10 protein-coding genes are annotated in these 11,584 nt (G+C 69.4%); 7 read left to right on the top strand and 3 right to left on the bottom strand.

The window, feature by feature from the left end:
- Positions 1–92: 92 nt before the first annotated feature.
- Positions 93–1,040: a 23S rRNA (adenine(1618)-N(6))-methyltransferase RlmF gene (rlmF, locus tag PSELUDRAFT_RS10245; protein WP_088966755.1), complete on the top strand. Its 948-nt coding sequence runs from the start codon at positions 93–95 to the stop codon at positions 1,038–1,040.
- 144 nt (positions 1,041–1,184) lie between these two features.
- Here rlmF and PSELUDRAFT_RS10250 read toward each other — a convergent pair whose 3' ends face one another.
- A complete protein-coding gene (locus PSELUDRAFT_RS10250; protein WP_088966756.1) occupies positions 1,185–2,429 on the bottom strand; it encodes a DEAD/DEAH box helicase in 1,245 nt (414 codons plus the stop codon).
- A gap of 8 nt (positions 2,430–2,437) precedes the next feature.
- Between PSELUDRAFT_RS10250 and PSELUDRAFT_RS10255 the strand changes: the two genes are divergently transcribed.
- Positions 2,438–3,013 (top strand): DUF4349 domain-containing protein, encoded by a 576-nt coding sequence (locus tag PSELUDRAFT_RS10255; protein ID WP_088966757.1) that lies wholly within the window; start codon positions 2,438–2,440, stop codon positions 3,011–3,013.
- Positions 3,014–3,191: 178 nt separating this feature from the next.
- Positions 3,192–4,118 (top strand): alpha/beta fold hydrolase, encoded by a 927-nt coding sequence (locus PSELUDRAFT_RS10260; RefSeq protein WP_088966758.1) that lies wholly within the window; start codon positions 3,192–3,194, stop codon positions 4,116–4,118.
- A 16-nt stretch (positions 4,119–4,134) separates the two neighbouring features.
- Here the strand turns inward: PSELUDRAFT_RS10260 and PSELUDRAFT_RS10265 are convergent, their stop codons facing one another.
- Positions 4,135–5,016 carry a LysR family transcriptional regulator gene (locus PSELUDRAFT_RS10265; RefSeq protein ID WP_088966759.1) on the bottom strand — a complete coding sequence of 294 codons (882 nt, stop codon included), beginning with the start codon at positions 5,014–5,016 and terminating at the stop codon, positions 4,135–4,137.
- Positions 5,017–5,117: 101 nt separating this feature from the next.
- Here PSELUDRAFT_RS10265 and PSELUDRAFT_RS10270 point away from each other — a divergent pair, with 101 nt between their 5' ends.
- Together PSELUDRAFT_RS10270 and PSELUDRAFT_RS10275 are read left to right on the top strand one after the other, a co-directional pair.
- Positions 5,118–6,119, top strand: coding sequence for a YeiH family protein (locus tag PSELUDRAFT_RS10270; RefSeq protein ID WP_088966760.1), 1,002 nt, complete (start codon positions 5,118–5,120; stop codon positions 6,117–6,119).
- A gap of 70 nt (positions 6,120–6,189) precedes the next feature.
- Positions 6,190–6,816, top strand: coding sequence for a 2OG-Fe(II) oxygenase (locus PSELUDRAFT_RS10275; protein WP_088968460.1), 627 nt, complete (start codon positions 6,190–6,192; stop codon positions 6,814–6,816).
- A gap of 9 nt (positions 6,817–6,825) precedes the next feature.
- On the opposite strand, the gene PSELUDRAFT_RS10280 is transcribed toward PSELUDRAFT_RS10275, so the two are convergent.
- Complete coding sequence (locus PSELUDRAFT_RS10280) at positions 6,826–8,496, bottom strand: ABC transporter substrate-binding protein (RefSeq protein WP_088966761.1); 1,671 nt, start codon at positions 8,494–8,496, stop codon at positions 6,826–6,828.
- A 227-nt stretch (positions 8,497–8,723) separates the two neighbouring features.
- On the opposite strand from PSELUDRAFT_RS10280, the gene PSELUDRAFT_RS10285 reads away from it, so the two are divergent.
- Positions 8,724–9,926, top strand: coding sequence for an MFS transporter (locus tag PSELUDRAFT_RS10285; RefSeq protein ID WP_157725085.1), 1,203 nt, complete (start codon positions 8,724–8,726; stop codon positions 9,924–9,926).
- Between the two features lie 51 nt (positions 9,927–9,977).
- Entirely contained in the window at positions 9,978–11,573 is a 1,596-nt protein-coding gene (locus PSELUDRAFT_RS10290) for a tetratricopeptide repeat protein (protein WP_088966763.1), read from the top strand.
- Positions 11,574–11,584 lie beyond the last annotated feature (11 nt).

Here is an 11,584-nt window from a genome sequence, read left to right on the forward strand (position 1 = left end):
GCGGCCAACCCTGGCGGCATAAGGTTGGCCGCAAGCCTGCAGGCTGCGCGATAAATCCGTACAATCCGCCGATTGCTCTTGCGGTATCTGCCATGACAACTTCTGCTTCCAAGCCCGGCCTGCATTTTCGCAGCGTCCATCGCGACCCCTACGACTTCGCCAAGCTGATCGCGGTCAACCCCGAACTGGCCGACTACGTGCGCCACAACGAGCACGGCATCGAGACCGTGGACTTCCACAACCCGGCGGCGGTGAAGGCGCTGAACCGCGCGCTGCTGATGCACCATTACGGCGTGCTGTACTGGGACATTCCGCCGGGCTACCTGTGCCCGCCGGTGCCGGGGCGCGCCGACTACCTGCACCATGCCGCCGACCTGCTGGCCAAGAGCAACAAGGGCACCATCCCCAAGCGCGTCACCGTGCTGGACGTGGGTGTGGGCGCCAACTGCATCTACCCCATCGTTGGCCGCAGCGTGTACGGCTGGCGTTTTGTCGGCAGCGACATCGATGCCGACGCACTGCGCATGGCGCGCCTGTTGGTGGATGCCAACCCGCAGCTGAAAAGCGGCCTCAAGCTGCGCCAGCAGACCAACCCGAACGATGTGTTCGACGGCATCATCAAGCGCGACGACCGTTTCGACCTGACCATCTGCAACCCGCCGTTCCACGGCTCGGCGCAGGAGGCGGAAGCGGCGGCGCGGCGCAAGGTGGCCAACCTCACCGGCCAGCGCATGGCCAATGTCGAACTGAACTTTGGCGGTCGGCACCATGAACTGTGGTGCGAGGGCGGCGAGGAAGTGTTCCTGGCTACCATGGCGCGCCAGAGCGCGCGCTACGGCCACCAGGTGGCGTGGTTCAGCTCGCTGGTGTCCAAGGTGGACAATGTGCGCGGCCTGCAGCGCGAACTGGAAATGTGCGATGCGCGCCGCGTGGTGGTGATCGACATGGCGCAAGGCAACAAGATCAGCCGCGTGGTGGCCTGGACCTTCCTCGACAAGGAAGAAATGGCTGAATGGCGCGAGACGCGCTGGGAGAGCTGAGCGCGGCAAGGTGTCCCTGACGCGGTAAACGTTGGGCCTCGCTGCGCTCGACGCCAAGCTGCGTGCCGTATGGCCCGTAGGGCGGAAGCCCCTCAGGGGCGTTCCGCCACGATGCGGCCAACCTTGCCGGGTTGGCCGCATTTTTCATGTTGGCTGCCCGTTCTGTGCTGCCGCCGCCGCCCGCAGCTTGTCCTTCTTGCTCATGCGCTTGCCCTTGATGCCGCCGTTGTCGTCGCTGGCGGCCAGGCGCGGCGCCGGCTGGTCGGTGGGTTCGAAGCCGGGCAGCACCTCGCGCGGCAGGCGCAGGCCCAGGCGCTTTTCGATCAGGCGGAAGTGGGCGCGGCTGTCGGCATCGATCAGGCTCACCGCCACGCCGCTTTGCCCGGCACGCCCGGTGCGGCCGATGCGGTGGGTGTAGTCCTGCGGCGAGCGCGGCAGCGCCACGTTGATCACCGCCGGCAGCGCCGGCACGTCGATGCCGCGTGCCGCCAGGTCGGTGGCCACCAGCACCTGCAGCGTGCCGTTCTTCAGGTTCTCCAGCACCCGCTCGCGCCGGCCCTGCGCCAGCTCGCCATGCAGCGCGGCGGCGCGGATGCCTTCGCGTTGCAGCCACTGCGCCAGCTCCGCGGCATCGTGCTTGCTGTTGACGAACAGCATGGCCTGCGGCCAGGCCTCCTGTTGCAGCAGCTGCAGCAGCAGGGCGTTGCGCCGGCGGGCATCCACCTCGATGGCGCGCTGGGCGATGTCCGGCACCTCGGCGTTGTCGATCTGCACCCGCTTTGGCTGCTGCAGCAGGCCGGCCGCCAGCTGCTGAACGTTGGCCGCAAAGGTGGCGGAGAACAGCAGCGTCTGCCGCTTGGCCGGCAGCAGCGCCAGCAGGCGGTTCAGCTCGTCGGCAAAGCCCAGCGCCAGCAGGCGGTCGGCCTCGTCCAGCACCAGCGTATCGATATCGGCCGGCTGCAGGGCGTTGTGCTCAATCAGATCCAGCAGCCGCCCCGGGGTGGCAATCAGGAAATCCGTGCCGCCACGCAGCGCCAGCAGCTGCGGGTTGATCGACACGCCGCCATAGGCGGTGACGATCCTGACGCGCGACAGATGCGCGGCCAGCTGTTGCAGCGTGGCGCCCACCTGCTGCGCCAGCTCACGGGTGGGCAGCAAGATCAGCGTGCAGCGCTTGCCGTGGCCGCCTCTGGTCTGCAGCCATTTCTGCAGCAGCGGCAGGCTGTAGGCGGCGGTCTTGCCGGCGCCGGTGTGGGCGGTGGCCAGCAGGTCGTGGCCGGCCAGGATCAGCGGAATGGCCGCTTGCTGGATGGCGGTGGCGGCCGGGTAGCCGGCTTCATCCAGCGCGTGCAGCAGCGCCGGGTCCAGGGCAAAGGAGGAAAAGGGCATCGGCGAGCATGGCTTGCGCCAGGCGGCAAAAACGGAAAGGCGGCAAGTCTACGGCTTTTCATCGGTGGCAACTAGCACGGCCGCCGGGCATCCGCAGCATCGTCGCCGCGCTGGGCAAACAGGCCACGGTGACCAACCAGTCCACCAGCGCCGAGGATCTGGCGCAGCCGATTGCCGATGCCGGCAAGAAGCTGGCCATGCTCAGGGATTACCGCGCCAGGCTGGAGGCGCTGCGCGAACGCGCCGGCAGTGACGTGGATGCCCTCATCAAGGTGAACCGGGAGCTGGCGCAGGTGCAGAGCGAGCTGGAAAGCAGCGCGGGCGAGCAGGCCTATCTGCTGCAGCGGGTGCAGACCGAGCTGCTCACCGTTTCCATCGGCTCGCAGGAACACCAGGCGTTCTGGAAGCCGGTGAGCCAGGCGCTTGCCGAGTTCGGCGACAACCTGTCGCGGGGCATCGCCACCGCGATCACGGCAACAGCCTTCCTGCTGCCCTGGGGCGTGCTGCTGCTGGCGCTGCTGTGGCTGGGCCGCAAGCTGCGCCTGCGCCCGCGCTGGCCGTGGCGCCGGAACGGCAACTCCTAGCCCGGCCAGGGCCGGACTTGCGAGGCAGGTTGGCCGCATGCCTGGCTGAGCATGCGGCCAAGCTGTCTGTGCTCGCCGTGGCGGATGCATTGACGCTGCCCGCCTGCCCATGGATGATTCAATCGCTTGTTTGAATGGCTGCAACAGACGGCCAGCAACCACTACGAAGCGAGGAAACATGGGCATCCGCCAGCACGACATCCACCTGCCGGTCACCGACCGCGACACGCTGTACCTGAAACGCTTCCAGCCCACCCGCCTGGCCAACGCGCCGGCGGTGCTGCTGCTGCATGGGGTGATGGCCAATGGCCGCATCTTCTACTCCGCCAGCGGCAAGGGGCTGGCGCCCTACCTGGCGGCGCACGGCTACGATGTGTTCGTGGCCGATCTGCGCGGCCGCGGCAACAGCACGCCGCATATCGACCGCCACGCCCGCTACGGCCAGACCGAGACCATTACCGAAGACCTGCCGGCGCTGCACGCCGCGGTGCGTCACATCAAGGGCGATGTGCCGCTGCACTGGATGGCGCATTCCTGGGGCGGGGTGCATATGAGCAGCTGCCTGCTGCGCCACCCGCAGCTGATCGCCGAGGTGCAGAGCCTGGTGTATTTCGGCAGCAAGCGCAGTGTGCACGTGCGCAACTGGCGCAAGCGGCTGGAGGTGGATCTGGTGTGGAACATCGTTGGCCGCATGCTGTGCCGTAGCGTGGGCTACCTGCCGGCGCGGCGCATCGGCCTGGGCGCGGACGACGAAACCGACAAGAGCCACTGGCAGAGCAAGCAATGGGCGCGGGTGGCGCCGTGGCGGGACAGCGACGACGGCTTCGACTACGCCGCCGCCGCGCAGCGCTACAGCCTGCCGCCGGCGCTGTATTTCGCCGCGCAGAACGACCCCTGCCGCGGCCACCCGGCCGACGTGAAGCGCTTTCGCGACGAAAGCGGCCGCCACCTGTCGCGGCTGCGGCTGCTGGCGCGGCACAAGGGCCATCGCCACGACTACGACCATGTCAGCCTGCTGACCCACCCGGATGCGGCGCGCGACCACTTTCCGCTGGTGCTGCACTGGCTGGCCGGCGACTACCAGCGGGTGACGGAGAACTACTGAGCCGGGCCGGCTGCGTTCACATTCCTGGTGCGGCATCCAGCTGCAACAGGGCCTGCATGCTGCGGCCGGCGGGCCGGTCGCGGTGGCGCACGCACCACAGCGTGCGCGCCAGCGGCGGCAGGTCGCTGGCCAGCTCCACCAGGCTGCCATCGGCCAGCAGCTCTGCCACCACCCGCCGCGACAGGCAGCTGATGCCGAGCCCGGCCGCCACCGCGCGCTTGATGGCTTCCGAATCGCCCAGTTCCATTTCCAGCCGCAGGCTGCCCAGCTGCGGCAGCAGTACGCGTTCCACTTCCTCGCGGGTGCCGGAGCCGGCTTCGCGCAGCAGCCACGGCGCGGCGGCCAGCGCCTCGCGCGTCAGTACGCCCTGCGCCAGCGGGTGGCCGGCGGCGGCGATCAGCACCAGCTCGTCCTGCAGCCACGGCGTGGCGTGCAGCTCCGGGTGGTGGCAGGGGCCTTCGATCAGGCCGAAATCCACGCGCAGCGCCGCCACCGCCGCCACGATGTCGCGGGTGTTGGCCACCTGCAGTGCCACCTTGCATTGCGGCCAGTCGCGGCGCAGTGCGGCCAACCTTTGCGGCAGCAGGTAGTTGGCGATGGTGGTGCTGGCGCCCAGCCGCAGCGACAGCACCGCGCTGCCGAACATGTCCTGCAGCGCCATCGCCTCGTCCAGCAGGGCGCGGGCGCGCGGCAGCAGGCTGCGGCCGTTTTCGTTCAGTTGCAGCCGGCGGCCCACGCGGTCGAACAGCGTGGCGCCCAGCGCGGCCTCCAGCTGCGCCAGCGCCTGGCTGGCTGCCGATTGCGACAGCGCCAGCATGTCGGCGGCGCGGGTAACCGACTCGGCATCGGCAATGGCGGCGAACACTTCCAGCTCGCGCAGGCTGAGTTTCAGGGTCATTGATCGGTTTTGCTAATTATTGTGATCGATATTATCCGTTTTACCACTAAAAGCTGGCTGCGTAAGCTGGCGCCATTGTTAAATCTTTTGGCGCTATCGATATGCAAAAAAACGCCTATTTCCCCGGTTTGCTGGCGGCGCTGCTGCTGGCATTTGCCGCGCAGTGGCTGGCGGCGCTGCCATGGTTGGCCGCACACGCCATCTCGCCACTGCTGCTGGCCATTGTCGGCGGCATGCTGGTGGCCAATCTGCGGCCGCTGCCCGGCGGCTGGCAGCCCGGCCTGCGGCTGTGCAAGCAGCAGCTACTGCGCGCCGGCATCGTGCTGTTCGGCCTGCAGCTGACGCTGGGCCAGCTGCAGCAGCTGGGCGGGCGGGTATTGCTGATCGATGCGCTGGTGCTGGCCTCCACCTTCGGCCTGTCGCTGTGGCTGGGGCGGCGGCTGGGGTTGGATCGCGACAGCTGCGTGCTGATCGGCGCCGGCAGCGCCATCTGCGGCGCGGCGGCGGTGCTGGCCACCCAGCCGGTGATCCGCGCCAGCGGCGAGCGCGCCGGGGTGGCCGTGGCAGGCGTGGTGCTGTTCGGCAGCGTCGCCATGCTGCTGTACCCATGGTTGTACGGGCTGCTGGCGCCCTTGGGGCTGACGCAGTCGGCCTATGGCGTGCTCACCGGCTCCACCATGCACGAGGTGGCGCAGGTGGTGGTGGCCGGCAAGGCGGTGGGCGAGGCGGCGGCGGCCAGCGCGGTGATGACCAAGATGATGCGGGTGATGCTGCTGGCGCCGTTCCTGCTGCTGCTGGCCGCTGTGACGCAACGCCGGGCGGCGGCGCAGGGCCAGCGCGCGCCCATTACCGTGCCGTGGTTCGCCTTCGGCTTTATCGCCGCCATCGCGGTGAACAGCAGCGGCTGGCTGCCCGCCGGCCTGCACAGCGGCCTGCTGCAACTCGACCGTCTGCTGCTGGCCACCGCCATGGCGGCGCTGGGGCTGGATACCAGCTTTGCCGCGCTGCGCAGCGCCGGCTGGCGCCCGCTGCTGCTGGCGGCGCTGCTGTCGCTGTGGCTGCTGCTGGGCGGTGGCGGCATCAACTGGCTGCTGCAGGCTTGATGCAGCACATTGGCGGCGGCGGCAGGGCATGATAGAAAGCCGCCTGACCGATTTCTTGCCGATGCCCGCGATGTCCCTGCAATTCGATATTGATGCCGTACTCGACCGCCTGGCCAGCGATGGCTGGGTGGTGATTCCCCACGCGCTGCCGGCCACGCTCACCACCGGGCTGCGCGACGCCTGCCTGGCGGTGTGGCAGCAAGGCCGCTTCCACGAGGCGGCCACCGGCCGTGGCGATGGCCAGGCGCGCCGCGCCGAGATCCGCAGCGATTCGGTGCTGTGGCTGGACCAGGTGGCCGGGCTGCCGGCGGTGCAGGCCTACAACGCGGCAATGGACGAGGTGATGCAGGCGGTGAACCGCGGCCTGTACCTGGGGCTGGCCGAGCTGGAGTCGCACTTCGCCGTCTACCCGGAAGGGGCGTTCTACAAGAAGCACCTGGACCGTTTCCGCGACGACGACGCGCGCACGCTGACCACGGTGTTCTATCTGAACGAGGATTGGCCGCAGGATGGCGGCGGCCAGATCCGCCTGTACCTGGACACTGACTGCACGCAGCACATCGACGTGACGCCGGAGGCCGGCACCCTGGTGCTGTTCCTGTCCGACCGTTTCTGGCACGAGGTGCTGCCGGCGCGCCAGCAGCGGCTGTCGGTTACCGGCTGGTACCGCCGCCGCGTAGACGGTGTGAGCTGGTAGCCACCGGCGCTAACCTTCCTCCCGCAGCCACAGGCTGCAGAAATCCATCCAGCCGTTCAGCCCCAACTTGAGCCCGGCCACCGCCGGGCTGGCCAGGATGCCCTGCCGTTCGTGCGACAGCGGCAGCAGCCAGCCTTCCGCCACCAGCCAGTCGCCTATCTGCTGGTAGGCCGCCATGCGTGCCGCGGCATAGGGCTGGCGCTGTATCGCCAGCAGCGCCGCGTCCATGCGCATGCCGGCTTCCCCCGTCAGCGCCTGCTGCAGCACCGGGTTGCTGCCGAACCACTCGTGGCAGCTGTAGTCGCGGTCGTCGTGCAGCACCTCGCTGGACAGTACCAGGTCGGTGTGCGGCCACCAGCTGTGATGATCCTCGTAGCGCGGGTAGCTCAGGGTGTCGATGTCCAGCGTGATGCCGTGTGCGGCCAACCTTGCGGCCAGTGCCTGCGCCAGCGGCTGGAAGGCCGGCAACTCGTAGGTGACCAGCCGCAGCCTGCTGCCGGCGGGCAGCGCCGCGTCGCCGGGCGCCACCGGCGGCTGTTGCCAGTCCGGCAGCAGGCCCAGCGCCGGCTGGCGCAGCGGGTCGTCGGCGGTAACCAGTGCCGGTAGTGACAGCAAGCGCAGCAGCCAGCGCCGCCGCGCGGCATCGGCCAGCAGCGGGCGCCGCGGGTTGGGCAGCAGGTAGGTGCAGGCCGACTGCAGCGCGCTGAGCGTATCGCCGGCGTCCAGCCGCAGGTCGAAGCCCTGCGCTGCGCCGGTTGCGCCCTCGATGACCCACAGGTCGATTTCATCCAGCAGCGGCCGTTCGCGGTAGTAGTGCGGGTTGGCCTGCAGCGTTAGCCGCTGCGGGCTGTGGCGCAGCACGCGGAACGGCCCGCTGCCCACCGGCTGGCGCGCGAAGCCGGCCGCGCGGCGCAGCGGCACGATGGAGGCATTGGCGGTGATCAGCCGCTGCGGCCACAGCCAGTCGCTGTCGGCCAGCTCGAAACTCAGCGACAGCGCATCGTGCACCCGGATGGCGCGCAGGCCGCGGTACTGGCGCCGCCACGGGCAGGCCGGGTCGTCCAGGCGGCGGATGCTGGCGGCCACCGCGGCGGCATCCAGCGGCGTGCCGTCGTGAAAGCTGATACCGGGGCGCAGCCAGAAGCGCCAGCGGCGGGCATCGTCCTGCGCTTCCCAGTGGTGGGCCAGCGCCGGCTGCAGCGTCTGGCTGTGCACGTCGAAGCCGCACAGGCGGTCGAACACCTGGCGCACCAGGTGTGCCTCCAGCCGGCTGCTCACCGCGATCGGGTCCAGCGTGGTGAGCTGGCGATGCAGCGGGATGCGCAGCTGGCGACGGTTGTTGCCGGCGCCCAGGTAGCGCGGCAGTTGCGCCATCAGCTGGCCGCGCTGCGCCGGCGGCAGGCGGGCGAAGGCCTGCTCCAGCTCGCCCTGCGCCAGCAGCTGCCCCACGCCCTGCAAGGCCAGTGCATCGGGTGACAGCAGGCAGCGCAGGGTGGAGCGCCGGCCGCGGCCACGGCCGGGCAGCCAGCTCAGCCAGCCCTGCGCCTGCATGCGCGCCAGCTGCAGCCGCACATTGCGTTCGCTGCAGTTGAGCAGCGCCGCCAGCGCCGGCAGGCCGGGGTGGGCATCGCCCTCGCCGTAATGCTGGTACAGCAGGCGGTATTGTTGTTCCAGACGCATGCGGACTCCTGCGGCCAACCCTGGCCGGTAAAAAGCGGAAGTAATATGCTGCAAGTCTATCCATTTTTTACTTCTGCTTTATTGCCGATACTGCAGGCATTGCCATCATGAGCCTGTTTACGGTCTGGCAAGTTGCTGCGAGGCAAGGCGACAAGGGCTGCGCAAGCCTGCTTGCGCGGTATCGCCGCAACGCAGCGGATCGTGAACAGCTTGCCCGGAGTGTCGTCGTGTCGCGTTTTTCCCCCTTGGTCCGCCAGCTGCTGCTGTGCAGTTTCATGTTGTCGATCAGCCGCGCGCTGGTGTCGCCGCTGTTGGTGCTGACGCTGGGGCGGCAGCTGCAGCTGGGTGCGCAGCAGATCGGCCTGTTGCTGGGTGCGGTGCTGGTCAGCGCCACGCTGAGCGGCCTGTACGCCGGCTACCTGGTGGACCGCAGCGACCGCCGCCGCCTGCTGCAGGGCGCATTGCTGGGGGTGGCTGCCGGCTTTGCGCTGCTGCCGGGCAGCCACCAGCTGGCCATGGCCGGCGTGGCGCTGCTGCTGGTGGAGCTGGCCTTCGTGCTGTTCGGCATTGCCATCAAGGCGCTGCTGAGCGACCTGCTGCCGCCGGCGGAACGCAGCCGCGCCTTCTCGCTGCGCTACACCCTGGCCAATGTCGGCTATGCCATCGGCCCCTTGCTGGGCAGCTGGCTGGCCAGCGCCCGGCCGGCGTGGGCCTTCGTGCTGGCCGCCGTGCTGGCGGTGGCGGCCCTGCCGTTGCTGCGGCAGGTGCCGCGTGGCCACGGCGGCACGCATGGCGTGCGGCCGCCGCAGTTCTCCGCCACGCTGCAGCTGCTGCGCCGCGACCGCACCCTGGTGTTGTTCACCATCGGCAGCCTGCTGGCCTGCGCGGTGCACGGGCGGTTTTCCGATTCGCTGTCGCTGTACCTGCTGCAGCGCCATGGCGATGCCGAAGTGCTGCACTGGATGTCGGCGCTGATCACCAGCAACGCGCTGACCGTGGTGCTGTGCCAGTACTGGCTGGGCCGCCTGCTGCGGCCGCACAACCTGCTGCGCTGGATCATGCTGGCCTCGCTGCTGCTGGCCGGCGGCCTGGCCGGTTTTGCGCTGTCGCCGTCGCTGTGGCAGTGGTGCGGCTGGATGGTGCTGTTCACCCTGGGCGAGATCCTGCTGGTGCCGGCGGAGTATCTGTACATCGACGCCATTGCGCCGGAGCATCTCAAGGGCAGCTACTACGGCGCGCAGAACCTGGCGCAGCTGGGCGCCGCCGGCAGCCCGATGCTGGCCGGCCTGCTGATCACCGCCATGCCCGGCAACAGCGTGTTGTGGAGCATGCTGACGCTCACCCTGCTGGGGGCGCTGTTCGTGTGGCAGGCGGACCGGACATCGCGGGCGCCGGGGCGGGCGGGCCAGCGCCAGGCGCTATCGCCGTGAGGGGTCAGCGCGGCGCTAGCGGCAGCGTGCCGATACGCGCCACAATGCGCCATGCCATCGATAGACCAGATATTCGAGCACGCCCTGTCCCTGCAGCAGCAGGGGCAGCCGGCGCTTGCCATCGACATTGCCAGAAGCGGCCTGGCGATAGCGCCGGAGCATGCCGGGCTATGGCAGTGCGTGGCGGAATGCGCCAGCGACCGGCAGGACTACACGCTGGCCGAGCAGGGCTGGCGGCAGCTGCTGGCGCTGCAGCCGGATTCGGCTCTCGGCCACCACCATCTGGCCGGGCTGCTGGTGCAGCAACAGCGCCATGCCGAGGCCGAGGCATGCTACCGGCGCGTGATCGCCCTGGCGCCGGGCGATGCCGCGCCGCTTACCAATCTGGGCCTGCTGCTGGCCAGCCAGCGCCGTGACGAAGAGGCGGAGCAACTGCAGCAGGCGGCGCTGGCGCTGTACCCGCACTCGGCGCAGATTCACGGCAACCTTGCCGAACTGCTGGCCAGGCGTGGCAGCTACGCCGCGGCGGAAGCGCATTATCGCGAGGCGATCCGCCTGGCGCCGCAGACTGCGGCCAACCATGCCAATCTCGGCGTGCTGCTGCACGATCTGGGCCGGCAGCAGCAGGCCGAAGCCTGCTTTCGCGCGGCGCTGCGCTTGCGGGCAGATCATCCGCAGGCGCGCATGAACCTGGGGCAGCTGCTGCTGGCGCAGGGAAGATTCGACGAAGGTTGGCCGCATCACGAGGCGCGTTACGACACCCCGGCCATGCAGGCCTGGCTGCGACAGCGTGCCGCCGCGCCTTGCCAGCCATGGCGCGGTGAGCCGCTGGCCGGCAAGCGCCTGCTGGTGTTGCCGGAGCAGGGCTATGGCGACGATATCCAGTTCTGCCGCTACCTGCCCTGGCTCAAGGCGCAGGCCCCGGCGTGGCTGACACTGGTCTGCCGCACGCCGCTCAAGCCGCTGCTGGCCACCTTGCAGGGCCCGGACGCGCTGTTCACGCGCGACGAGGCGCTGAGCGTGATCGATGACTACGACTACTGGGTCTACCCGCTCAGCGTGCCGCTTTACCACCATACCCGGCTGGATAGCATTCCCGGCACGCAGCCCTATCTTGGCGCCACGGAAGAGCGGCGGGCGCAGTGGCAAACCCGGCTGCCGGCCGGCGGTTTGCGGGTGGGGCTGGCCTGGCAGGGCAACCCGGCGCATGCCAATGACCGCGAGCGCTCGCTGCCGGACCTCATGCCGCTGACGCCGTTGTGGACGGTGCCCGGCGTGCAGTTCGTGTCGCTGCAGATGCCGCGTGAGCCAGCGCCGCCGCTGGCGATGCCCGAGTTCGCACTGACCGACCTGGGCAGCAGCGTTGCCGACTTTGCCGATTTGGCTGCCATCATCAGCCAGCTCGACCTGGTGATCTGCGTCGATACCGCCATTGCCCATCTTGCCGGCGCGCTCGGCGTTCCCGGCTGGGTGCTGTTGCCGGCCTACAAGACCGACTGGCGCTGGCTGCACGGGCGCAGCGATTCCCCCTGGTACCCGTCCTTGCGCCTGTTCCGCCAGCCGCAGCGCGGCGACTGGGATACGCCGATAGCGGAAGTCGTGCAGGCGCTGGCGGCCCTGGCCGCCCGGCGGGCCGCAGCCGGCTAGCCAGGGCGGCC

Source organism: Vogesella sp. LIG4, assembly GCF_900090205.1.
Taxonomy (GTDB): Bacteria; Pseudomonadota; Gammaproteobacteria; order Burkholderiales; family Chromobacteriaceae; genus Vogesella.

Coding starts and splice junctions, on each gene's coding strand:
- rlmF (WP_088966755.1), top strand. CDS start 93: ATGACAACTTCTGCTTCCAAGCCCGGCCTGCATTTTCGCAGCGTCCAT.
- PSELUDRAFT_RS10250 (WP_088966756.1), bottom strand. CDS start 2,429: ATGCCCTTTTCCTCCTTTGCCCTGGACCCGGCGCTGCTGCACGCGCTG.
- PSELUDRAFT_RS10255 (WP_088966757.1), top strand. CDS start 2,438: ATGGCTTGCGCCAGGCGGCAAAAACGGAAAGGCGGCAAGTCTACGGCT.
- PSELUDRAFT_RS10260 (WP_088966758.1), top strand. CDS start 3,192: ATGGGCATCCGCCAGCACGACATCCACCTGCCGGTCACCGACCGCGAC.
- PSELUDRAFT_RS10265 (WP_088966759.1), bottom strand. CDS start 5,016: ATGACCCTGAAACTCAGCCTGCGCGAGCTGGAAGTGTTCGCCGCCATT.
- PSELUDRAFT_RS10270 (WP_088966760.1), top strand. CDS start 5,118: ATGCAAAAAAACGCCTATTTCCCCGGTTTGCTGGCGGCGCTGCTGCTG.
- PSELUDRAFT_RS10275 (WP_088968460.1), top strand. CDS start 6,190: ATGTCCCTGCAATTCGATATTGATGCCGTACTCGACCGCCTGGCCAGC.
- PSELUDRAFT_RS10280 (WP_088966761.1), bottom strand. CDS start 8,496: ATGCGTCTGGAACAACAATACCGCCTGCTGTACCAGCATTACGGCGAG.
- PSELUDRAFT_RS10290 (WP_088966763.1), top strand. CDS start 9,978: ATGCCATCGATAGACCAGATATTCGAGCACGCCCTGTCCCTGCAGCAG.